At 38.4% G+C, this 23,937-nt stretch carries 24 protein-coding genes and 1 pseudogene; 10 read left to right on the top strand and 15 right to left on the bottom strand.

The window, feature by feature from the left end; all coding sequences use genetic code 11:
• The first annotated feature begins 444 nt into the window (after nt 1-444).
• From F4V44_RS20250 to F4V44_RS20240, 3 genes are all read left to right on the top strand, one after another.
• Nucleotides 445-912 (top strand): MarR family winged helix-turn-helix transcriptional regulator, encoded by a 468-nt coding sequence (locus F4V44_RS20250; protein ID WP_150441831.1) that lies wholly within the window; start codon nt 445-447, stop codon nt 910-912.
• 146 nt (nt 913-1,058) lie between these two features.
• On the top strand, nt 1,059-2,309 hold the full coding sequence (locus tag F4V44_RS20245; protein ID WP_150441830.1) for an MFS transporter: 1,251 nt from the start codon (nt 1,059-1,061) through the stop codon (nt 2,307-2,309).
• Between the two features lie 557 nt (nt 2,310-2,866).
• Nucleotides 2,867-3,067, top strand: coding sequence for a hypothetical protein (locus F4V44_RS20240; RefSeq protein ID WP_150441829.1), 201 nt, complete (start codon nt 2,867-2,869; stop codon nt 3,065-3,067).
• Nucleotides 3,068-3,234: 167 nt separating this feature from the next.
• On the opposite strand, the gene F4V44_RS20235 is transcribed toward F4V44_RS20240, so the two are convergent.
• The gene (locus F4V44_RS20235) at nt 3,235-4,824 is read right to left on the bottom strand and encodes an acetolactate synthase large subunit (RefSeq protein ID WP_150441828.1); all 1,590 of its coding nucleotides are present in this window, start codon (nt 4,822-4,824) and stop codon (nt 3,235-3,237) included.
• Between the two features lie 414 nt (nt 4,825-5,238).
• Here F4V44_RS20235 and F4V44_RS20230 point away from each other — a divergent pair, with 414 nt between their 5' ends.
• Nucleotides 5,239-5,451: a hypothetical protein gene (locus F4V44_RS20230; protein WP_223881986.1), complete on the top strand. Its 213-nt coding sequence runs from the start codon at nt 5,239-5,241 to the stop codon at nt 5,449-5,451.
• 514 nt (nt 5,452-5,965) lie between these two features.
• Here F4V44_RS20230 and F4V44_RS20225 read toward each other — a convergent pair.
• The 3 genes from F4V44_RS20225 to F4V44_RS20215 form a co-directional block, all read right to left on the bottom strand.
• The gene (locus tag F4V44_RS20225; protein ID WP_150441836.1) at nt 5,966-7,672 is read right to left on the bottom strand and encodes a hydroxysqualene dehydroxylase; all 1,707 of its coding nucleotides are present in this window, start codon (nt 7,670-7,672) and stop codon (nt 5,966-5,968) included.
• 115 nt (nt 7,673-7,787) lie between these two features.
• A complete protein-coding gene (gene ppsA, locus F4V44_RS20220) occupies nt 7,788-10,412 on the bottom strand; it encodes a phosphoenolpyruvate synthase (RefSeq protein ID WP_150441827.1) in 2,625 nt (874 codons plus the stop codon).
• 311 nt (nt 10,413-10,723) lie between these two features.
• The gene (locus F4V44_RS20215) at nt 10,724-11,542 is read right to left on the bottom strand and encodes a mechanosensitive ion channel family protein (protein ID WP_150441826.1); all 819 of its coding nucleotides are present in this window, start codon (nt 11,540-11,542) and stop codon (nt 10,724-10,726) included.
• Between the two features lie 840 nt (nt 11,543-12,382).
• On the opposite strand from F4V44_RS20215, the gene F4V44_RS27995 reads away from it, so the two are divergent.
• From F4V44_RS27995 to F4V44_RS20205, 3 genes are read left to right on the top strand one after another with little or no spacing between them, the layout of a single operon-like run.
• Nucleotides 12,383-12,589 carry a TOMM precursor leader peptide-binding protein gene (locus F4V44_RS27995; protein ID WP_223881985.1) on the top strand — a complete coding sequence of 69 codons (207 nt, stop codon included), beginning with the start codon at nt 12,383-12,385 and terminating at the stop codon, nt 12,587-12,589.
• A 45-nt stretch (nt 12,590-12,634) separates the two neighbouring features.
• Entirely contained in the window at nt 12,635-12,844 is a 210-nt protein-coding gene (locus F4V44_RS27990) for a hypothetical protein (RefSeq protein WP_223881984.1), read from the top strand.
• A gap of 40 nt (nt 12,845-12,884) precedes the next feature.
• On the top strand, nt 12,885-13,172 hold the full coding sequence (locus F4V44_RS20205; RefSeq protein WP_150441825.1) for a hypothetical protein: 288 nt from the start codon (nt 12,885-12,887) through the stop codon (nt 13,170-13,172).
• A gap of 242 nt (nt 13,173-13,414) precedes the next feature.
• Here the strand turns inward: F4V44_RS20205 and F4V44_RS20200 are convergent, their stop codons facing one another.
• The 4 genes and pseudogenes from F4V44_RS20200 to F4V44_RS20185 form a co-directional block, all read right to left on the bottom strand.
• Nucleotides 13,415-13,600, bottom strand: coding sequence for a hypothetical protein (locus tag F4V44_RS20200; RefSeq protein WP_150441824.1), 186 nt, complete (start codon nt 13,598-13,600; stop codon nt 13,415-13,417).
• A gap of 13 nt (nt 13,601-13,613) precedes the next feature.
• Nucleotides 13,614-13,814, bottom strand: a complete 201-nt coding sequence (locus tag F4V44_RS20195; protein ID WP_150441823.1) for a hypothetical protein — start codon at nt 13,812-13,814, stop codon at nt 13,614-13,616.
• A 299-nt stretch (nt 13,815-14,113) separates the two neighbouring features.
• The gene (locus F4V44_RS20190) at nt 14,114-14,410 is read right to left on the bottom strand and encodes a FixH family protein (RefSeq protein WP_223881988.1); all 297 of its coding nucleotides are present in this window, start codon (nt 14,408-14,410) and stop codon (nt 14,114-14,116) included.
• 671 nt (nt 14,411-15,081) lie between these two features.
• A pseudogene (locus tag F4V44_RS20185) lies at nt 15,082-15,480 on the bottom strand (DoxX family membrane protein); the annotation flags it as partial.
• A 186-nt stretch (nt 15,481-15,666) separates the two neighbouring features.
• On the opposite strand from F4V44_RS20185, the gene cccB reads away from it, so the two are divergent.
• A complete protein-coding gene (gene cccB / locus F4V44_RS20180) occupies nt 15,667-16,026 on the top strand; it encodes a cytochrome c551 (RefSeq protein ID WP_150441820.1) in 360 nt (119 codons plus the stop codon).
• A 547-nt stretch (nt 16,027-16,573) separates the two neighbouring features.
• On the opposite strand, the gene F4V44_RS20175 is transcribed toward cccB, so the two are convergent.
• Both F4V44_RS20175 and F4V44_RS20170 read right to left on the bottom strand, forming a co-directional pair.
• Nucleotides 16,574-16,954, bottom strand: coding sequence for a cupredoxin domain-containing protein (locus F4V44_RS20175; RefSeq protein WP_150441819.1), 381 nt, complete (start codon nt 16,952-16,954; stop codon nt 16,574-16,576).
• 245 nt (nt 16,955-17,199) lie between these two features.
• The gene (locus F4V44_RS20170) at nt 17,200-17,616 is read right to left on the bottom strand and encodes an NUDIX hydrolase (protein ID WP_150441835.1); all 417 of its coding nucleotides are present in this window, start codon (nt 17,614-17,616) and stop codon (nt 17,200-17,202) included.
• A gap of 487 nt (nt 17,617-18,103) precedes the next feature.
• Between F4V44_RS20170 and F4V44_RS20165 the strand changes: the two genes are divergently transcribed.
• Complete coding sequence (locus tag F4V44_RS20165) at nt 18,104-18,733, top strand: DUF2238 domain-containing protein (RefSeq protein ID WP_150441818.1); 630 nt, start codon at nt 18,104-18,106, stop codon at nt 18,731-18,733.
• Between the two features lie 575 nt (nt 18,734-19,308).
• On the opposite strand, the gene F4V44_RS20160 is transcribed toward F4V44_RS20165, so the two are convergent.
• Nucleotides 19,309-19,668: a 2Fe-2S iron-sulfur cluster-binding protein gene (locus F4V44_RS20160; RefSeq protein WP_150441817.1), complete on the bottom strand. Its 360-nt coding sequence runs from the start codon at nt 19,666-19,668 to the stop codon at nt 19,309-19,311.
• 141 nt (nt 19,669-19,809) lie between these two features.
• Between F4V44_RS20160 and F4V44_RS20155 the strand changes: the two genes are divergently transcribed.
• Nucleotides 19,810-20,274 (top strand): hypothetical protein, encoded by a 465-nt coding sequence (locus tag F4V44_RS20155; RefSeq protein WP_150441816.1) that lies wholly within the window; start codon nt 19,810-19,812, stop codon nt 20,272-20,274.
• Between the two features lie 49 nt (nt 20,275-20,323).
• On the opposite strand, the gene F4V44_RS20150 is transcribed toward F4V44_RS20155, so the two are convergent.
• The 4 genes from F4V44_RS20150 to F4V44_RS20135 form a co-directional block, all read right to left on the bottom strand.
• Nucleotides 20,324-21,172, bottom strand: a complete 849-nt coding sequence (locus F4V44_RS20150) for a family 1 encapsulin nanocompartment shell protein (RefSeq protein ID WP_150441815.1) — start codon at nt 21,170-21,172, stop codon at nt 20,324-20,326.
• Between the two features lie 17 nt (nt 21,173-21,189).
• Complete coding sequence (locus F4V44_RS20145) at nt 21,190-21,780, bottom strand: IMEF encapsulin system ferritin-like cargo protein (protein ID WP_223881983.1); 591 nt, start codon at nt 21,778-21,780, stop codon at nt 21,190-21,192.
• Between the two features lie 417 nt (nt 21,781-22,197).
• Complete coding sequence (locus tag F4V44_RS20140) at nt 22,198-22,968, bottom strand: IclR family transcriptional regulator (RefSeq protein ID WP_150441813.1); 771 nt, start codon at nt 22,966-22,968, stop codon at nt 22,198-22,200.
• A gap of 6 nt (nt 22,969-22,974) precedes the next feature.
• Entirely contained in the window at nt 22,975-23,766 is a 792-nt protein-coding gene (locus F4V44_RS20135; RefSeq protein WP_150441812.1) for an IclR family transcriptional regulator, read from the bottom strand.
• Nucleotides 23,767-23,937 lie beyond the last annotated feature (171 nt).

Genomic DNA, 23,937 nt, shown 5'->3' with positions numbered 1-23,937 from the left:
AACATACTACTAAATTTGGAAGTCTCTAAATATACACTTTGTCGTTCAAACCAGATATTTAACCTATTTTTCTAATCCTTGATATCACTGCAGTGATGTTATTTCTATATATAGATACTATCTCGTTAGGGTTACTCTAAGTGTATATAAACGGTACTATTCATTATTTACCTCCCCTATTATTCCAATTTTTGAATAATTTTAAAAAGTGAAAATTCACTACGAAAAACAGTTTAGCACCTAAACGATATCTCGTCAACTCGTTTAGGTGCTAAACTATTTATTATTTAAAAGATTACTAGAGAACGATACGAAGAAATACATCTAAATAGATTCACTATCAAAACTGAACATGTTATGGTTATAATATAAGGAATTTACGGTCTTTCTTTATTAAAGATAAAGGGAATCAAGCCAAGACAATGTATAAAGTTGGTGAAAGGAATGGAAATGACACGAGAAGAAATATTCTTTGAAATGATTGAAACGATTTATGAAATGTCACGAAAACTGAGTGTCTATGAAAGCGTTCCTAGGACGTATGGTACAGAAGATGAGCTCTATGTGGTGGAAGCACATACGATTGATTTAATAGGAACCCAAACCGTTACAACGATTTCGGAACTTGCCAAAATTACGAAGAAAACCAAAGGTGCCATCTCACAAATGGTGGATAAACTAATAAAAAAAGACTTCGTCATAAAATATAAAAATCCTGATGATAACCGTCAAGTAATGATTGAATTAACCGACAAAGGAAAAAAAGTATATGAATTTCATCAAAAACTAGATAGACAGACCTATTTAAAATATTTAGAACAACTTAATCAATACTCAACAGAGGACTTTTTGAACTATATAAAAATTTCCACCTACTTAATTAAAGAATTGGATGATTTAATCGATAAATAACGACAGGCAAAACTAGAGTTCCTCTAACACAAAACTCTAGCATAATCATTTTTGGGTGAACGAATCCGAGCCTTTATTGGATTCGTTTTTCGCACTTCCCGTTAAGAGCAGGATAAAAAAGGAGAGTAAAAAAAGGAGTTTGTTCTATGAAAAAAGACGGAAAAATCTTCTATGGTTGGTGGATCGTAGTCACTACCTTCTTAATTATGGCTTTCATCTATACTCCGATCGTTAACTTAGTTTCATTATTCATTTTGCCTCTTACAAAAGAACTTGGATTTAGCTCATCTCAATTTATGCTCTATTTTACAATAATGGCTTTCGTTTCAATGATTATCAGTCCCATTGCAGGCAAACTCATGAAAAAGATGGATATAAGAGTCTATTTAACCTTATTTATCTTAATCCCAGCACTTGCATTTGTTGGTTTTTCATTTTCAACTAAACTCATTCACTTTTATCTATTAGCTATTTTAATGGGAGCAGGCCTTGCAGGAGGCGCAATCATTCCTTCATCCGTTCTTATTACCAATTGGTTTAATGAAAAGCGGGGTTTATGTTTAGGGATTGCTTTGTCGGGGAGCGGCTTCGGCGGTGTCATTCTTAGTCCTATGGTTAACTGGCTCATTACGACCTACGGATGGAGATTAACCTATCTTGTATTAGGCATTTTAATCGCTGCCATCTTAATTCCATTAGCAGTATGTATCATCAAACTACATCCATCTGACAAAGGTCTGATGCCACTAGGCTATGAAAAAGCATTAACGAGTACACAAAAGAATAGATTAACAGGTACAACCCAAGGTGAAGCATTAAAGTCCATTTCATTTTGGACTCTGTGTTTAGCTATCTTAGTTGGCGGCATTGTTGTTAATTGTATGCTAATCTATCTTGCTCCATATTTAGCTGAAATCGGTACGACAGCCAAAACAGCTGCACTTCTTTTAGCTTTAAGTTCAGCAATGGTCATTGCCGGAAAACTACTAGTAGGGAAATTGTTTGACAAGATGGAATTAACCACAACCTTATTGATTATTTCCGCAGGGAGTCTAGTAAGTTTTCTCTGTTTAATGAAAGCGAACATCGTTGTACCAGCTGTACTCTATGCTATATTTTCCGGAATAGGCGCAACCGCTGTTACTGTTGCACCTGCCTATATGACTGCAGCACTTTATGGCGAGAGAGAGTATGAGGAAAAATATAGTGTGGTAGCCATCTTTATCTCATTAGGTGCAGCCATCACCCCAATGGTATCAGGAGTCATTTACAATATTCATCATTCCTATGGATTAGTCTTAAATACTTTAATTGTCCTTTCCATTGTACAATTTGCCTTATTTTTTATTGCTAATAAAACGAAACCAACGTTTGCTTCAAACCCAGATATTGTGTAGAAACACCGGGACGGTTCTGCCGTTTCAATAATCAACCAAACGATGTGGAGTTTATTCTCTGCGGGATTCTTTGTTTTTCTTCAAGATAAAATTATACATGCTAGGATCATCATAGTAGAAACGCGAGAACCGTCCGAAGGCACTGAAAAAGTCCATCTAAAAAGAAAAGGAAGTAGGTCAACTACTATATGTAGAAGGTCTACTTCCTCTTCTTACTTTATGTTGATGAAAAAGTCCGCTAACTGTTCCGGATAAACACTTTTTCAGCAGTCTCGAACCGTCCCCGCGTTTCATCGACCCCTTGTTCAGAATGAACACTCTAGGCGAATCCACAAGCAGTAGGCGAATCGTTTGTTTTCATACTATATTTTTAATGACGAACCATTTTTTATTTTCTCAATTGAATTTTTGTTAGAGATGGGTAAAATCAATATGGAGGTGAAAAAATGAAAGTTACGATAACTAAAGACGCCATTCAGCAGCTTATAAATGTACTTGGTGCGGAACCAATCATTAGGCTTAATGAAGTCCGAACAACTGGTTGAGGTGCCACGTATGTGTACGAACTTGCTCAGGTTGAGCAGATAAACAATGAAGAAATATTTAAAGTCGATGAAATAAATCTCTTAATAGACCCACTAGTGATTAGCCATTTGGATGGAGATATCGTGATCGACCATAAAAAAAATTATGGATTTATTCTTAAAAATAACTATGAGATTTTAACCTTTGGGATGAAATTAATGACGAACGTTTAAAGCTAAATAAATGTAAAAAAGCCACTGTATTCAAAAGCTCAACAGTGGCCTGATTTTGTCTCTTTTTTATACACGTTCGCCAAGATTTATTTTGCATGAGAACCGTATGATAATGGCACAATGACGAAGACTTTGACTGATTCTTTGAGACAATGAATGGTCCCACCTTACATAAATACTTCGATTAAGACCATTTCATCCAATGTTTTAAGTTCTTCTTTGATAATCGTTTCAAATTCATCCATATTCCCAGCACGCAACCCTTTAATTCCGAAACTAGCTGCTAGTTGAACAAAATCAGGGTTTTCAAAAGTTACACCATAACTTTCCCCGAACCTCTTTAGCATTTGCTGGACCTCTAGTTTTAACATCGAATCATTTAAAACAATAATGATAAAGGAAAGACCTAGCCGCTTGGCCGTCTCGATTTCAGCAAAATTCATTAATGCTCCTCCATCTCCGGTTATACAAATGACGGGATCTTGTGGACAAGCTAGTTTCGCACCGATTGATCCTGGAATGGCGATTCCCATCGATGCCAGCCCGTTTGAGACGATGAGCCGATTTGGTTGTTTGGGCTGATACGTACGTGCAATAGATACCTTATGCGCACCGACATCGGCTACAACAATCGTGTTGTCTGATGAGATTTTTTCAATAGAATGAAGGATTTCTTCAATTGTAAACGGCCGATTGATTGTTTCGGGCTGACTATGGTTTATTTGATATTCCTTCATGATTCTTTCCCTGAGATTGCCAAATGGAACCCATGACTTGGCAGGTAGCTTCGATTGATTAAAGGATTGAAGGATTTTCTTAATGTTCCCGACGCACTCAATCTCAACTGGATAGTATTCATTGACTTCTGCAGGTAAAGTATCGATATGTAAAACAGGAATTTTCTTTTCGTTCCAATGCTTTGGAAGCTTCTCCACAAAGTCGAATCCAATGGTAATCAATAAGTCCGCTTCTTCGATACCGGGCAGAACTTCATCATTTTCATTAAATCCAAACGTGAAATAATTAGATGGGTGTTCTTTTTCTAAAATACCTTTTGCCATAAAGCTGTGTGTAACAGGTACTTGAAGGGTGTTGATAAAGGTCTGAAGCTCAGGAGCTGTATCCTGTCTCACCACACCGTTTCCAAGGATAATAAATGGTTTCTTCCGGTTTTGGATAAGGATACAGGCAGCTTGTATCGTCTCCACAACAGGTACAGTCTCTGGCAAAGGATAAATGGGCAATGGCTTACCCGCGATCTTTTGCGTTAAAAAGTTCTCCGGCACCACGACGGCAACCGAACTTGGTTTCTCCATTTGAGCCAATCTGAATGCTTTCCGAAAAGTGGTAGGAACAGTCAGTGAATCCATAATTTGTGTGCTCCACTTCGCTACGGGTTCGAATAGCTTAACGATGTCTACATATTGGTGGGATTCTTGATGGTTCCGCTCCACACCTGCCTGCCCAATTAAGGCAACCACAGGTGAATGATCAAGTTGCGCACTGGCAATTCCGGTTAAAAGGTTTGTAGCCCCAGGGCCTAACGTTGATAAACAAACACCCGCTTTTTTTGATAATCTCCCATACACATCCGCCATAAAAGCAGCGCCTTGTTCATGTCTTACATTCACAAATTGAATTTGATTTGATTGTGATAGCGAATCAGCGAGATCAAGCGTCTCTTTGCCAACAATTCCAAATACATATTCCACGCCTTCTGCTTCTAAACAATTGATTATACAATCAGCTACTTTCATAATTCCTCCTTTAAGACTATTCCAAGAACAGTCCAACTAGATTTGTCCCGTATAATAACCATGTGAAGAGCAGGGATAAACAAACATGTAAAAATCTGAATCAAATGGACATGGTTCCTAGACTTTGAAGACGTAAGGAAAATACAACATTCTTAATTAGTTTGATGTAATATAAGAAAGTTATTCGATTGATCATTTAAGAAGCAGAGGGATAATTCTGCCGTTTCTACTGCCAGCAAAATGAATTTTTTACTTATTTAAGAAAATACTATAGGTGAAAAAAGGTAAATGGAATGACTAGCGGATACGATACATGAAAGGACGCTCCGCGACTAAGCCTCCATATGGAGAAATATAAAAGGTGAAAAAATGAAATGAATTATAAAATCAAAGCATGTAAATGATGAAAATAAAGTGATTGGATTAGAAGTAGAGGATGAGGATGGCATGCTTGATGCTAATATCAGATGGGACGGCCTTATGGAAATTCATCTTCAATCCATTACTGAAGAAAATAATGAATGGAAGGATACCATTCATACCTATGACATTGATGCACTTATTACGAAGTTAAACGGGCTAAGACAAGTTTGTTTCGATCATTTTGACAATTGGAAAGAAAGATAAAAACCAAACAAAAGGCTCCGAAATCAATCTTTACTGTTAGGCTCAGGAACTCTGTTATTTTCATATTCTTTAAACTGGTCATTTCATTCATATCAAATAGGAATCAGACTGGGAATCCTGCGTTTTTTATTAAGATAGTTCCCGGTTAAATCGATTAAATCCATCTTCTCTTTTGTCTATCATCCACTAGCGAGTTCTCCTTGGTTAACAAATTAGTGGGCCATTCAGGCGTGATTTAACACCCCGCATCAAACCGAGACTGCTGAAAAAGTCTATTTACGAGGAAAAGGAATCTGATTAACTACCATATGTAGATAATCAGATTCCTTTATTTTCTGTATATTGTAAATATGCTTGCCCATTAATTCAAATTTTAATACTTTTTCAGTAGCCTCCATCAAACCAAGGGGGCTCTTTTTGTACACGCCCCCGAACATCCTTATTACAGAAATACTTCTTTTCTTAGGAAATCACTTTAACGGAATTCAGTTCGTATCGTGCGTTCAAGATTATGCTACCTAAACCAGCTAAACTGTTGGACTTTTCCCCATGCATATTTGCCGGAATAAAGAAGCAAGTAGATCGCCCTTGAAAAGAAGGAAGAGCCTCCATCCCATGGGAGCCCTTTTTTATAACGTACCCAATCGTGAATGTGCCAGGGAGTTAAAAGGTCAAATTGATACATGTCCCAAATTTTGCACTTTCTTTTTTTTGAACCGGCCGCATCAAGTATACTATTGACCGCTCTTCGTGCTGCTTCATTGGCTGCTTCCATCGACGCCAGATCTGTATTTGTACGCACATAATCTGAAGCCAGGAAGAGATTGGGAACTCGTGTAAAAGCATAAGGCCGTAAGCTCCAAGCAAACACTTTGTTGATGAGCAAAGGCTCTCTATTGGTTATTTTTCCGGAATCATCAAAATGGATGTCCGGATCCAAAAACCAAGAGTGAACATCCTCATCCCTAAGCAGCACTTTTTCGTGATTTAAGGCTTTTTTCAGTTGTGCCCATACTTCCTCTTTAATTTCTTCTCTGGTGCATTCGATTGCCTTTTTTCCCAGCAGGATGCCCGGCTTGTTCCATTCCGAGATATCAACAGAAATGATGCCCTTTACTTGACCATCCCCATACTGCTGAAGATTCTTCCCGCTCCAAAATTGCTTTTGTGAAATGGCCGTAATCGCCCATGGAGAGTCCATAATGATCAGATGGCCGTTGACGATGGGCACATCCCGTTTCATAAAGAATTGGATGCCGTTCATCCAATCTACATCTTTGGCTAGCTGCTTTAATCCGAACAGTGTCGGGTCTACCCGAAGCATATCTGAGGAAACCAACGGCCCCATCGCTTCCACCGGGAGGGTACTTAAGTAAAAATCCGCATGAACCAACACGTCTTCCCCATCCTGTTGGATCTTGACACCTGTTATACTGCCTTCTTTTAGTTGAAAGCCGCACACAGCCACATTGGTATGATAGCGAACTCCTTTTTGTTTTAAATAGCTGAGCCATGGTTCAATCCATACCTCATTCGTCGGGCCGTTCAGGACACGGTCCGAATCATTCGTCGGCGTAATGATTCCAAGAAGGAGCTGGGAAAGAACCGTACCGAAGGTCTTGGCGCTTGCTTCGGTCGATTTCGCTGCGACCAATGACCGGGAAATGGAAGCAAACACTTCATGGAAGTTCTTCGATTGGTTATCTCCATCCAGATAATCCCACCAGCTAATCCTCTCATATTCATCCATGATTCGCTCCCTGCAGCTCGTCATCACCTGCCAAAGTCGTTCTGTAAAAAAAACCACTTCTTTCTCCGAAAGTCCCCAATCGGAATCAAACAATGCTTTCAGGTTCTTTTTAATACCGGTCATGGATTTCGGAATGGAAGTGGAGATAGAGACTAGCTCATGATCAAAGCGGGCCAGACCCATCTCCTGAGCCGTAACTAATTGATCATACACGCTCTGCTCTTCGCTATATGGGATTCGTTTCATCGTATCTATGATATGGCGGTAAAAACCAGGGAAGCAGCGGAATCCGTGTTCACCGGGAAGATTTTTTCTGCCGTCCGTACCGGAATGCGGAACAGGAATCGATCGGGCTTTTCCTCCTGGAATCGTTTGGCTTTCATAGACCGCTACATCAAATCCCCTTTCGATCAGTTCATGTGCGGCACTAAGGCCTGCCACCCCGCCTCCCAAGATGGCCACTTTCTTCATGGACCTCACCTTCCTCGCATACTGGATAGTTAATCCATTATATGCATCAAACGATAGAGGTGATAGAAGATTCAGAAAAGGCATTCAAAGATGAAAGGTGTTTTTTCAAGTAAAATCATAGCAGTTCGATATATCCCTCCGTACCGTTCACCCGGATCCTTTGTCCGTCCTTTATTAGCTTCGTGGCGTTTTCTACTCCCACTACTGCCGGAAGGCCATATTCACGCGCAATGACGGAACCGTGGGTCATCAGTCCGCCTACTTCGGTCACCAAGCCTTTGACCGTTACAAACAGCGGTGTCCAGCTGGGATCAGTAAATCTGGTTACGAGGATATCCCCATCCTCTAAAGAAGTGTCCTCCATTTTTAACATGACACGTGCGCGGCCCTCGATGATGCCAGATGATACGGGGATTCCCGCCAAGGCATCTGGAGGAATTCGACTGGTGTGGTATTCACCAAATACCACCTCGCCCTCGGACGTCATCACCCGCGGCGGGGTCAGCTTCTCATAGACTTCATAAACCGCTTTTCTCTCGACAATCATCCTATCATCTAAACGGTTGGTGATAACCGCTTCATGGAGCTCATCAAAGGATAGATAGTAGATGTCCTCTTTTTCCCGTATGACCCCCTTTTGAACCAGGAGAGCGGCCTCCTTCATCAGCGCCTGCTTGTAAATGTCAAAACGACGAATGAAAGCATACTTCGGATATTCCCGATAACCGATAAAATTGCGTAAAACGCTGATCATCCTCTTTGTTTTTTTTGCCTTTCGTTTGCCGCCGGGCAATTCTTCCAAGCGTTTTAGAAGATCCTGCTCCTTCTGCTCTGCCTCCCTCCTGCCTTGCTCAAATTTGATAGTGCTCGAATGAGGTTCAATGTTCTTTATATTGTTAAGAATCATGGGGATGAGTGCGGTTGGCTGTTCCCTCCAGCGCACCCTTGTAATATCAATCTCTCCGGAACAGCGCATCCCATATTTTTCAAGGTACCTCCTCATAACGTCAATGATTGTACGTCCGCCTTCGAGATTAGCTAGGTCTTCAAAAAAGGTCTCATCACTGGTATGCTGAAGCATTTCAATCACCTCAGAATAGGGACGGACAATGTCCGATAGTTCCATGAGGGCAAGGCCCATTTCAGATGTAACGTTATTTAGCACCGATTGGGATAGTGTGTCGGCCGCGTTCTTTTCACCGAGCCAGGTTTCCATTTTTTTATTGATCCAGTCCGATGCTAATGCCCCAACAATTATGACTCCCAAGCCTCGAGGATTATATAGGAGTTCTTGTAATTTCTTTAGGTCTTGCTTAATGAAGGTAAACAGTTTATATCCCGATACGTCTGCAATCATTGTCTGCAGTTCCATTATAGATACCTCGTTTCGTCTAATGAGGTCCTGAATAATGGCTGGGTCATTTTTTCGGTAGAGGTTGATTACCTGAATGGGAAGTTTCCAGAATAGCCCTTCTGCTCCGAAGCTGAATACTCGCTTTCCCCTCGGCAATGAATGCATAAAATTTTTTCTCTTCATTAAACTTAGAATGGCATTTTCCATGAGAGTATCGTGCTTTCCAATTGCAGACAGCAGGATTCTTCGGCCAATAGGAGAGGCCAGGTCGTGAGTTACGTCCAAAAACAGTCTTCCACCTGCTTTACGAAATGGAAATGGTTCAGTTATATACTCTAAAAAGGATATTCCCAATGGTCTTATAGCATCTGTCATCATCTGCAGATGACCAAACGACAAATACACCCTATTCTGCCCATCGTTTCTTTCCGGGATGGGGAATAAGGTTGTGATGGGGCGGCTTTGCACGATATAGACCACTCCTTCAGAAAGGCACCATTCGATGTCCTGCGGGCAGGAAAAATAAGCCTCAATCTTTCTTGCAACTTGTTCCAGCTGTAAAATCTGCGAATCTGTGAGAGTTTGCTGATTTTGTTGGCCCCACTCGATTTCTTTTTCCTCTATACCGCCTTCTTTCAATGCATGAATGGCTAGTTTCTTGGCAGCGACCGTCTTTTCAATAATTCTTCCATCCTGTACCTTATAGTTATCCCCATTCACTATACCAGAGACAAGTGCCTCGCCAAGTCCAAAGCTGGCATCAATGGATACTACTTTACGATTGGAAGTAACCGGATCGGCGGTAAACAAAATCCCTGAAGCTTGTGGAAAAATCATCCTCTGGAGCACAACGGACAAGTAGACATTACTGTGGTCGAATCCATTCTGGATGCGGTACATCACCGCCCTGTCTGTAAACAGGGAAGCCCAGCACTTACGGACATGTTGAAGGATCTCCTCTTTTCCAATGATGTTTAAAAAGGTATCCTGCTGGCCTGCGAAGGAAGCAAAAGGCAAATCCTCAGCTGTGGCACTAGAACGAACCGCGTATGCGTGCTCCTCTCCAAACTCTGAAAGATACCGTATGATCTCTGTTTCGATATCCAGGGGTATTTCGGCCTTCTCGATAAGGCTGCGGATTTTTCCACTAATAACACTGATTTGCCCCCTGTCATCTGCCGTTAGCTGCCGGAGTTGATCCAGAAGGTCACTGAACTCTTTATTATCGCCGATAATTTTTTTGTAAGCTTCTGTGGTAACGCAGAAACCGGCTGGTACCTGAATTCCCTCAATTCTTGACAGCTCCCCGAGGTTTAGCCCTTTGCCCCCAACAGCCATAAGCTTTGTATGGTCGATTTCTCGAAAACTTAGCAAATAGGCATTCATGGCAGTCCCCTCCAAAATAAATGATATCTTCATTTATTTTATTGAGGATAACGCCAATGTGATCCATGTATACGCTTGCTGATTTGTTTTGCAGGATCGCAGAATCCCAACTCGGGTGACAACCAAAGTTTAAACGAGACCTCTCCCAATGTTTACATCCAACATTCTTCGACAATTGTTTCTGGTTCCGCTGGCAGGGAAATTCCATTAAAAATGTAATAAAGTAAAAACAATAATGGCACCATTATACGTGCGATAACTGTAATTAAAGTGAATCCAAAACCCCGGATCATCCATTTATAATGTTAGTTTTAATGGCTTGTGTTGAGGCTCTCTGCCATCATCAAGTCGTTCTTGTAGGCAGTCATCGCCAGTTCATACCTCACCTTTTTGCTCGCTTCCACGAAATCAGCTTCCTTCACAAGGCCCGATATTGAATACCGGTTACCCCTGAAATCCACGTTCAGTTCGGTGATTTGGTTAAATTTGAAGCTCTCTACGGGAATGCCGTTCTCATCCTTCAACAAGTATTCACCGTATTTCTCGTTGCATATTTGTGCCACTTCCTCCATCACCATGAAGGCATCGTCCGGATTTTGCCTATAGTTGAGGATAAGGCTTTCGTTCACCCGGCGCATTCCCCGGTTCCCGTTCTGAAGTTCCGTTATGTTGCTATAGGAAACTGTATAGAGGTATCCGTCATACTGGCGGATTTTAAGATGGCGAATGCTGATTTCCTCGATTTTCCCCTGACGGTCTCCATTGATGATAACATAATCACCGTGATGGATCTGGCGCTCAAACAAGTAGGTCAGCCCCATAATGTAATCGCGGATGATATGCTGGAGGATCAATGCCAAGGCACCTGCCACCACAACCGAACCAGTGACAAGCTTTGCCAGGTCGAAGTAATGGCTAAGCACATAAATAAAGAAGAACACCAGTCCCAATACCTTTGTCACCTGTTTGGCGAAATGCATCAATGTCTCTTCTCGCTTTTCATCTAAGATGCTCGTTTTGTCAAAGAAAAGCTTGATGGATTTACGGATCAAATAGACCGTGAGTATAATCAGCAGTGCCACCATTAAAATTTTTACGGGCACCTGTTTAAACAGTTCCAAGAAAAGCATTCTATCAACCCCTCATTTTTTTACACTATACCAAAAAAATGACGATAAGTAGAAGAAACTTCCTTTCCCAACAAACTATAACGTTAGTATGGTTACATAAAAAAGAAGCTTTATCCGGGCTTTTTGAGGAACGATTCTATTGCCATGAGGGGTTTTCCGCTACTAAATGGATATTAAAACAATGACAAGGTGCCTGTCCCGAAGCATAGGAGCAGCACCTATTTTGTGCTTTTTTGCGTTTGGATAAAAAACAATAAAAGTATTTATACGATGTTAATCTTTCTCTTATAAATTCTCTTACTCTACCTTCATTTCCGCTTACGCCGGGAGTAGATAGCCGCTGCCCTAATAGATGATAAACTTTCTCTTTTTTCGTGTTTAAAGAGCAAGTAATGGGAAGTTCCAATTTTGTTCTCTGAACATCAAACATATGATGGAACATATAGAGGATATTGGCATAAGGGGTGTATTTGAATAGGCAATGTCACTCAGCACCAAACATTCTGTTTTAATAAGTTGTGTTCGCCCCTGAGAGATTTACCTCTTAATCTCACAAGAACAGGGCTGTTGAAAACGTGGTTTTAACAGCCCTTTCCTATTCATTAGATACATATAGACTTTATCGTTAAATAGCTGCCTGCATCTCTTCTTCTTCAAGAGACCGCTGAACTCTTTGTTACAACGACCTAAAGAAATCATCATTTGTTGATGAGAAGACGATGTTTCTGACGGTTTATGATTTCCTTAACAGAAAACACAAATCAACATCGTTGAAGTCTCTTGTCAGATGTTTTTCATGATTAAATACAATGAGGAAGACAAAATTGCAAAATTTTCAAGATGAACTACAAATGTAACCTAGAAAAAAGAGTATTCATTACGAATCTGAGAACGTTAACACACTCTTCTTATCTTTTCCTACCTGATTCTTTGTGTCCAAATTGCCGTTCATTACCCAATAATACAGCAGAATTAGCCCAGATTAAGTTAGAATCTAGTCCAAAAATAAATGGCAATGGTTATCAATGTCGAGCGATGGATGAATAAAAAACGTTTCTAGTCAAAGATTACCTCGATTATCGTACGGGGGTCATGAATGGGAAAATGCAGGATGTAAGGCTGCCATTTGCTGATGTTCTAGTGAACATTCCATTATTTGAAGCAGATGAGGGAGTGGAAGGAAGGTCTCATTTAAAAGGAAAAATCATTAATCATGAATGGAAGGAATTACGATCCAACACGCTTTATTCTCGTGGTGATAAAACGAAAAAAAGAAAAGTATTATGTTCATATTACCTATGATTTGGAAACTACTGGTTCGGAATTAAATTGGAGCGAAAAAATGACTTCAGATACGGTAGCTGGAATTGATTTAAATATTGATCGAGTGGCTGTATCGATTGTAACGAAGCAAAGAAATTGGTTAGAAAGCAGAACATTCTATTGTCATGGAATGGAATATGTGAAAAGTAATCGGAGAAGCAATATAGCAGGTGAAATGGCTAAACAAATCATCGACTATTTAGTCAGTTGGAATGTAGGAGGTTTCATTTTAGAAGATTTTACATTTAAACAAAATCATGATACCCATCATCGATTCAATCATTTGGTACACTCTTTTGCTAAGTAGAAACTGCAAAAAGCACTTATTTTCCGGGGGTTAAAATTCAGTTTTAATATAAAGAACGATTCAAAAGGAATAACAAGCCTCATCCAGATTCCGGTGAGTCCATACCGACCCCGTGCCTGGTTAAAAGGGAGTTTGCTTAGTTAGAAGACAAAGCGCCAGGTATCAACTAGAAAATAGATGTACCTGGCACACTTGTTTACTTCATTCTCTCTGGGACAACGGACTGTCCCAATGTCCTAATTCTAGAAAAGCTCCTCTTGTTGAGAAGTAACCCCTGCCGTTTCTTGAGATGATATCTGCTTCTGCGCTTCCGCCACAGGATTTCGCATTTGATGTTGCTTTCTTTCTACAGATTGAGTCTCTGTATCAATTCGTACTTTAGGCATTTGTTTTTGTATTAAAGTACCATTCGTTTCGAATTCTTCCAATTTTATATCTCCTTTATCCGTTTTTAGGTTCATCAAGGACCAAGGAATCCGTTGGGACACCTGCATCCATTGACACCAATCGGTTTAAATCCTTACTACTTTCATCCCTTGCTTGAGAATGGGAGCTTTCAAATTTTTGATCATCCCTCATTACCGCATCAAGTTCAGCTGAAAATGGACTTGGAATATTGGGAAATTCATTCTCTTTAGTCATTTTTCCACCTCCATCTATTATTTTCTTCAATAACATTTAAAATATTTTCCTTTTGTCCCAGCTGCCGCTTTTTAATCTTAATAAATAAACCTATGTTACTGGGAATTCATGAGCAATGGTTTTATACATCAAAAAAGAGACAGTCACCCATTTTTATGGTAGTGACTGTCTCTTTTATTTCACACAATATGATCATCTAAGTCCAAGTTAATGAGAATGAAAAAGATAAATGAAAATAAATGAAACAACCATAAAAGGTGGTATTTCGCTCTAAGCGATTACCACCTTTTATGTATTATTTATTCTGCTGGTACTACCGTAAATTCTTTTTTAGGCATATTGTACATATCCCTTGCCGTGACATGAGCTATAACAGAGTATTCTCCCACATCTTGAAAAGTTTTAGTTATGAAATATATTCCATCACCTTTATGCCTTCCAATAATTTTCTCACTGGTTTCTTCACCGGATTTATTTATTTCAAATTCAACTTTATCAGCGTCTTCCACTTTCTCATCGCCTTGTGTAACAAGCACTTTAATAACCACTTCTTCATTTACTTTAATGGTTTCTGGTGTTTCAATTACAACTTCCACCAATACTGGAAATTCACTCGATTTTTCATCTTTAGAACACCCAGATAAAACAAACAGTCCACAAAATAAAAGATAGATAAATATTTCATTAGAAAATATTCTCTATATGTGAGGAATTTTATGTATTGATAAATTAATGAAAGTATCTTCAAAATTTAAGCTGCATTTTTCTCCTCTCTTATTCTTTTAAAAATTAACTTTTCCTTAAGAGTAGGTATAATGATACCATCTACGCCATATCTTCCTGCATTCATAGCAGAAACTAGGATAAACATGAATACTCCCACCACTTAATTTTCTAACAAAAATTTGAAGTGGGGGTTTCTAACGTATCGAACATTGCTGAACGATTAACGCTAGTGGAGTTGCCACATCGGTGTGCTGGTAACGCCCAACCCCTCTATCCCATTGGTCTAGCCGTTGGGACTGCTTTTTTCAGCTTATTGGGTTTCACACGATCGTGTGCCTCGGCTGACGGTTGGCTTGAACATTTTACGTGGCAAAGCAACGATTCTTGCCACAACCTACTATGTTCAGTTTTCAAGGAACATTTGTTCAAGAATATTTTACCATACAAACAAGTGTTTGGCTATACAAAAAGGCGATTCACCTCCTACCTACTCATTGGGCTACGCCCTGCAAATTCCTTGAGGATAGGAGTCCTCTCGCCTAATTATGATAGATAATAAAACAAGTTGCGGATTAGTACTTATAGTACCACTAAAAAGATAAGAGAAATTCATAACTAGCCCAAAAAAGACGGCAGTTTTAGTGAAACAACCTACTAGTAAACCAATCCCGACGAGGAATTCTCCCCAAGGTACTAACATGTTAAACATCTGAATATTAGGAATAGCCACGTTTTCTAAGAAGGTAGCCCACCATCCTTGAACAGCTGGCTGTTCTCCACTTGCTTTTGTTAACGCTCCTTGCAAGAAACCGGAAGCATCAAATTGTCCACCTGCTATTTTCCCCCAACCAGCCATCAACCACGTATATCCGAGATATATACGTAGCAATGCTAGGATGATAGAGACCTTTTTGTTTTGTCTTAGAGCATCAATAATCATGTTTTCCTCCTATATATTAAAATAATAATGAATAATTTGATAGCAGCATAAATAATAATGATAGTCATTTTCATTTGTGTTACAAGTATGTAAAGAATATATATACTCTACTTATCCCACATGACGGTTCAGTATGAATACTAAAGGTTAATAAAACAAAATCTATATTCCATGGAGGTGAAAATGATGAAAAAATGTCTCTATGGTGTAGTTTTTGTTGCTTTCCTTAGTTTTATATCGGCTTGTGGAGACGGTGATGAGGCAACCGAACAAGAAAATGCGCCCACTGAAGAACAGGCTGCAGAGGAGCAAGCCCCAACAGCAGACGCTGGTGAACCAGATGCTAAATATCAGCAAAGCTGTTCTCAATGTCATGGTGGTGATTTAGTAAGTGGAGGAGCTCCAGACCTAAACATGATAGGCTCTAAATATTCACAAGATGAAATATTAGAAATAATTGAGAATGGAAGGGGCAATATGCCTGGAGGACTTCTTACAGGAGAAGACGCAGAAGCTGTAGCTTCATGGCTTGCAGAACAAAAATGAAAATTTATGAAAAGCCGGAATAGAAATCCCACTCTGATTTATGAAGACTTAATCGTCAGAATCTAACTTTATAAAAAATTGAATTACCCTATTTTTTGGATATAACTAATAAAGTAAGTCATGAAAAAACCAAAATGGATTTTTTTTCATATAGGGAAAACGGGTATGGTCATCCACACGATGAGGTAGTTTGTTAAAAGGCTGATTTTATATATGAGATCAGCCTTATTTTTATTTAATATTTAATTTTCATCCAAACATTAATCTTTTAGTGAGATAAAATTTGTTTGTTGTTTTACAATTTTATGAACGCTTTGCTTTGGATTCCCTTTTATTGCAATTTATTTATGACCCAAGTTTCGTTCCCGATCAGACACCCACAGCAACTGAATCGGGATGTTGTTATCAATACTTTTAAGTTATAACACATATTCGGCAAAAAATAAGCCAATCTATGACCTATTAAAGCCACCCGTTTGTTTAATAATATTAACTCTAGAAGCTACCGATTCCCATTAACAAGCAAGGTCCAATTAGACCTACTTACTTATTTGACTATTACTTTTCCAACCATTCCTTCCTGAAAATGGTACCGACATATCAGTTCATATGTACCGGACTTTTTTGGTTTGACGGCAATGGTTTTTTCTTTTCCCGGCTGGACTTCGGCGTCAATTCTGAGCTCTTTCACAGTAAAGGTGTGTTCTTTATTACCTTTATTTTTCAATATTAACGTTGTCGTTTTTCCATTGGGAATGGTGATGTCTTTCGGATTAAAGTAATCATCGTTCAATTCGATCTCAATCGCTTTAACCATCTCCATAGGTTGTGTTACGACAACGGATTCTGCAAATACACCGAGTGAGCCTGAAGTTGTCACAATCGCAAGCAAAACGACTATACCTGTTAACCACTTTTTCACAAACATTTACAAGCCCTCCTTTCCTAAGAACTAGTTTTTCCAATCCATTTAGTATTATCACTCTAATTTGAGTTACAACGTGGCTTAAATAGTAACTCTTTATCTGAAACAGTGCCAAGAAAAAAGATCGACTCTAATAACAATCTTCTAGAATCCACTCTTATACAATTAGCCGACTATTTGTTGGATAGAAAATGAGCATTACCGTTGTTCTAGTAGTGTAACCTTTAGCGAAAGTAGAAATAGAGTAATTATTCTTTTTGAAAAGTATAATTTGCACCCGATTCATTAAGCAGCTTTGAAATTCCTTCTGGATGATATGGCATTAATCGGTCTGCTTCTTCTAAACTCACCCATTTAACTTTAATGATATTTTCTTCATGCGGAATTTCTTCAGGTCGTTTTGTAATTTGACCATGAAAAGTAATAAAGTAAATATGATTTTTATCTATAAAAGCCTCGTTCAAAGCAACAATATTGCCAACCTTAATGTCATATCCTGTTTCTTCTTTAACTTCCCTTACAGTTGCTTCTCTTAAGGTTTCTCCTGCTTCAACTGCACCTCCCGGTAAAGACCATGTACCATTCCTGTTGAATACCATGAGTATTTTGTTAGTGTTTGTATCAAATAATAGTGCATATACAACATCAACTCGCTGAAAATCCATTTCCATTTCTTTATCCCTCCTTACAACAACATACTTTCTCCAACCTTATTCAATTAACCTGCCATTTTTTTCAGGTCATTAAGTAAAAAAGCACTTAATAATGAGTGCCTTTTTTTAGATTTTTACAGCATGTCAAAAGGTACACTTTTATAAACAAAAAATCCTTAGATTCTATGAAACCTAAAGATTTTTTGATTGCCTCTAACGCCTGTTATGGTTACTAGAAGTATATACCCTCTTAAACAAATTTCTTGGTTTCATACGGATTAAACTCCTTTTTCACTGTATATCATAATTATCCGTATTTTGTTTGTGGAACTGCTAGAAGAGTCAAGGATGAAACTTTCTCTTTTTTGTGTTTAAAGAGCAGGTAATGGGAAATTCTCATTTTGTTCTAATGAGACAAATGATTCCGGGTACGCTGTATACGAAATGTTGTTTTTCCAAATAATAGTAAGTATAAAACCTCACCATAGGAGTGAAAAAATTGATCAAAGAGAAAAGTACAAAGATTCACCTCTTTTTACTATTGGCAGTTGCCGCAGTTTTTATTTGGTCAGTAATCAAGCCAGCAGGATACTTGACATGGGCATTGGAAGTTACTCCTGCAGTTGTCCTACTGATCATCATAATTGCGACATACAATACGTTTCGCCTTACTACTCTTTCTTATATCATTATTGCCATTCTAGCGATTATGATGTTCGTCGGCGGTCATTATACATACTCAAGGGTTCCCCTTTTTAATTGGATAAAAGATGATTTCCATTTCAATCGAAATCATTATGATCGATTTGGACATTTGCTAAAGGGGTTGTTGGCGATTGTCATAAGGGAACTATTATTACGGAAAACTCCCCTAACCAAAGGGCCTTGGTTAGGGACTATCACTATAAGTATTTCACTTGCAATCGCTTCCTTGTATGAAATCATCGAATGGTTAGTATCTAAAATAACAAAGGGAGGAAAAGCGGCTAAAGACTTTTTAGGCACACAAGGTGATATCTGGGATACACAATGGGATATGTCGCTAACTCTAGGGGGTTCGATTCTTGCGTTATTCATCTTTTCAAAACTACATAACCGACTGTTAAAAAATGTAAGATCAAAAGAGTGAATAGGTTAGAAAGGATTCTGGCGCAAATACAAAGACAGCCACAAAAGTGTAGATCCAAGTTCAGATAACCTATTTATTGGCTAGTCTGAACATCATACATATGATGGAACATATAGAGGATATTGACATAAGAGGTATATTTGAATAGGCAACGTCACTCAGCACTAAACTTCAATAAGTTGTGTTCTCCCTTGGGAAGTTAACCTCTTTATAGCCTCACGAGGAAAGGGCTGTTGAAAACATGGTTTCAACAGCCCTTTCCTATTCATTAACATCAAGAAGAGGCAGAAATCTTAGTGTTAATTTTGGTATGTTCTTCTCCTTACATAAATACTATATATAGAATATTAACTTTTGGGAAAATCATTTATCCCTGTTCACTTGTAGGCTGCATGTAACCAACGGATATAAAAAAATGGATGCACCTCTTGTAAAGAGGTTACATCATTATTCAGGAGATTCATGTTATTTATGGAGTACAGAGGCCGATTTTTAATTGGTTTATCCCTCATCTTTTTATTGACTGATTTGAAAATAAGTTTGAATCGATGTAATTTGAAACACGATAAAGATCATCACCTAGCTGTTGCTTGGCAAGCGAGACGGAACCCATTTTGAATTAAATGATGTAATTTTTTCTCTTCAAGGCTGTTTGCCGGTTGGAGATAAGTCCCCCCATTGACTAACTTTACTTTACATTTACCGCAGGTACCCTGTTTACATTTATAATCTAAAGATACATTTTGCTCGAGGGCTGCATCCAAAATAGATTGTCCTTTTTTTACTTTTACTTGAAAATAACGTTGATTTTGCTTTATTTCCATTACTCTGTTTGTTTCATTCCCATTCGGCTTTTCCGTATAAACCGCTTGATTCATTTGATGATTGCTCACAATAAGGTCGTACTTCAAGGAACCTATTGTTAATTTTTTCACCAATTATATCCCCTTTCAACAATATTTGAATTTCGCAAATTTTTAACCAAATATTCTCTTGACCGTTTGCTAGTTTCCTATTTATAATGATAATGAGAATTATTATCAATGAGTTATATTTCCTTTTAAGGAGATGACAACATGTATTATCAAATTAACGGTTTAAAGGATATTCATAAATTATTAACAAACGAAAGAAAAATTGGCGGTGTGATTGAAGTAAACACACTTCGCCTTCAGACAGGTGAGGTCTATGAGAACGCTATCATCACCCATATCGATTTACTTGGATCTTCCATTTATGCTTTTGGATTTGTAACGGAAGATCTTCAAAACATCATTGTTAATATTAATGAACTTAGTTTGCTGCAAGAACCAAAGCATAAAAAGGTCTGTGAAGTAAACAATCAAGCGTATAAAACAACCAAAACAAAAGCAAAAATAAAATACTTAAAGAGATTAGTAGACCTAAACAAGGACAGCATGAATCCTATTTTTCTTGAAGAATTAAAAATGATTATTGAAGATATCGGGTTCTCTACAATCAAAAATGAAATAAACACGAGCATCATTGATTTGGAAAATCGAACGTATTCTATTGCTTAAATTGAAACAGCAGAATGATTTTATTCTGCTGTTTCAACATACAACCCAATTATTCAGAGAAATCTTCTAATGTACATATCGCTGTTGGACGTTTAATCCTAGGAACAATGGCTTCATATACACGAAAATAATAATTCATATTATCTTGATCTAAAAACACGGTGTCAAAGTCACTTGCTACAGCTAAGTCAAGGTTTTGTTTTCCTGCATCTAGGACAACTCCTGTACCGCTTTTTATCATTGGAGATTGAAAAACTCCCGCTGTCATTAATTCCCGAATGTGCTCAATCTCTAGTACATGCGTTCCTTGATGAACACGGTGTACAAGTGCATACAATTCAGGAGACAACACAAGGGCATACGGCCCGGTATGGCCCATTCTTAGCAGTTTGTTTCTCGCTTCAACTACATCACTAAACGCGTTTCCAGATTCCATCCAATCACTGCGAATGTGAGATAATTTACCCTTCACATTCATGATTCCTTGAATATTAAATTCTTGTGACCCATTAAAAATCAGGTCATCTTCAAGCAGGGCGCACTGCTGTGCGGCATTGGCTGAAGCAGAGAAATCTATCGGACTGCCGAGTGTTTTAGCCTGCTGAATATCACGCCAATATAATATAAAATCCTTGTATAACAATGGAATGGTAAGGGTAACCCTGCTTGTTGGAACAGACAGTTTTGAATCTTCACCATGGAAACTAATCGCTCCTCGTTCTGCCGCTCCATAGATATCATTTGTAACCGATTGAACACCCTCCCCGAGAGGACCATAAATGTCAATAATTCTTCTTCCAACCAGCTGCTTTTTTATACTCTCAAACACCGTTTGATCGAGTTCCTGCCATTCTTCCCTTGTCAACGAAGACTCATGAAATTGTGTTGCTTTATCCATAAATATCTCATCCCCCTTTATTTTTGCTTCAGACTTCCAACTGTTAATGTTTTTCTAAAGCTTTGTTTTGAATGAGCCGGCTCGTGTGAATGATGTTGTGAATAAGCTTCAATTTTTACATTCGAGCCATTCCCTTCCTTTTCATCGGTTGGAATGGATGTTTTAAATTCAGTGCCTCCTTGAAATTCTTGATTCAATTTTTCTAAGATCACTTTCATTTGTTGATAATCCTCATAGGTGAAATTTCTTAATCCTTGGATTTTTCCTTCGAGTTCCGTATCTTTGAATTGGAAGAGAAACAAATCCAAATGTTCTAAAAAATTATGTAAGCCAAACTTCTCCAAACTTATGTCTTGTAAAAGGTGTACAAACTCAGGTTGATTGTTAGAAAGATCCGCTCCATTTTTACGCACGGCTTGAATCTTAGGCATCAGTATATCCAAGCGGTCTGAACGATGTTCTTCCTCTTCATAAATATGATGCCAAAAAAGGCGCTCATGATCATCTTGGGCATTTTCAATGATTGGTGTTAGAATACCCATAAACTCCACTAATGCATTTTTCGTTCGGTTAAAAATGGAATCCATTTCAGTAAAAGACGTTTCCACACAAATCCCTCCCCCTGCGTTAATGGGCACTCCACTTATTCCAATTATTGGAGTCATTAAACCCATTTTAGCATTAATAGATATGTTTTAATAGAAATACGGTTCATAATTTTCAGAATATTTAGTTGTAATATCTGAAAATTATGAGAGGACCGGATGGACAGATCCATCCTCTCAACTGCCACAATTATTCTCTTGATAAATAAACTTATATTTCGCGGAATTCATGAGATGCACAGGATGTACTAGTGAAGGCGTGGAGATTGCCATCTTCTTTAGTCTGTGTCCTACTAATGGTTATTCACGCAGAACCTAATTGGCTTTTCTGAGGGATAAATCCCTAAATAAAGACCTTATCAGACCTTTACGGGCAGTTTATCCCGAAATATATACATTCCACTCTACCTTTCCTCTTTTTCAACTTAGTAATTTCGTTGATACTCTATCGGATGCTTGTTGAACTTGTTTGATTAATTTTGGAATGGTTTGCTTGTTTAATCTAAGCGTGGGTCCAGCAATACTTACAGCTGCTATAACATTTCCTTTAGAATTTTTTACAGGAGCTGCTATTGAAACAACCCCTTCGTGAAGTTCTTCTTGACTCACCGCATATCCTTGTGAGCGAATGGTTTTAAGCAGATTCTTTATCTTAATAGGGTTCGTTATGGTTTTAGATGTATAGCATGTGAGCCCCTTATTGATTATCTGTTCGATGGTTTCTTCCGATTGATAAGCTAACAATACTTGACCAGTACTCGTACAATGAACTGGGTTTTTCCTTCCAGCATGTGATAAGAGATGAACGGGATAAGAACTGTCCATTTTTAGTAGATACAAAACCTGGTGATCCTTGAAAACTCCGATATGGGCTGTTTCACCTGATACCCCTGCTAGTTGTTCTAAAATAGGAATGGATAAATGACAGAGATCCACCTTTGTCATGATCGTATGACCCAAGGCCAAAACGGATGCAGCCAGGCGGTAAGACTTGGCAGATGGATCTCGTACAATGAAGCCTTCTTCTATCAAAGTATGAACTAACCGGTACGCTGTACTTTGTCCAATTTCTAATGCAGTTGCTATATCCTCTAATTGTAATTCAGGTTCATCAACAGAAAATAAATTAAGAAGACGGAGAGCATTTCTTAATGATGAATGATGATAACTATTAACAGCAGGATACCTCACGCTAAGTCAACTCCTTTCCAAAAGTCCTGGAATATATCCTAGTCTGATCGATACTTCATTTGCTGCCTCTATGATCATTTCTATAAACCTATTGATTTTAAGATCATCGATTCGATCCCTTGTCCCAACAACTGCGACAGCGGCAACCACTTCATCGGTATAGTCCCTAACTGGCGCAGCAATACTCACAACATTCTCATGCATTTCATCAATACATACTGCATATCCTTGTTTTTTAATTTGGCTTAATTGTCGTTTCAATACCTCTGGGTCTGTCGGACTGTTTGGACCCACCCGTGGAAGTCCTTCGTCGATAATGAGATCAACAATCGATTGCTTTTTCTGAAAAGCTAATAAAATTTTCCCTGCACTGGTACAAGTAGCAGGGTTCTTTTTACCAATAGAAGACAGCAATGGTACAGGATCGACACATAACATTTTATGAACGTAGGTAATCTCTTTTCCTTCTAAAATCGCAATATGCCCCGTCTCCCCTATATCAGACACTAATTTTTTTAATATATCTTTCGATTCTCGGTGTATTTCTAAATGGGTAGTGACCACTCCGCTAATTGAAAGTAATGAAAATCCCAGAGTATACTTTCTCCCCTCTTTTTGTAGAAAACCTTCCGCTTCCAAATCACTCAATAACCGACTAACGGTACTTTTATTTAACTGAAGAATATTCGCTATTTCTGTTAATCCCCATTCTGGTTTCTCTATTGTAAACAGCTTTAAGATATGGAGTCCTTTTTGAACGGATTGTAAAACAGCCGTTTTCTTTTTTGTTAAGACCAAATCTATCACCTCAAACGATTTCACTTGCAAGAAATATTTTTTGTAAAATTTATAATATTCATATCTATTCCACTATACCAATCAACCTTATATTTACTCAATTTTTTTACACAAGGCTTTGTTACATAATATTGTTGATTTTTGACTCATTTAAGCTGTATTGTCATGAAA

It is taken from the genome of Niallia endozanthoxylica (assembly GCF_008710145.1).
Taxonomy (GTDB): Bacteria; Bacillota; Bacilli; order Bacillales; family Cytobacillaceae; genus Bacillus_BD; species Bacillus_BD endozanthoxylica.
The sequence above is the reverse complement of the archived record's forward strand: the minus strand, read 5'-3'. Positions and strand labels throughout refer to the sequence as shown.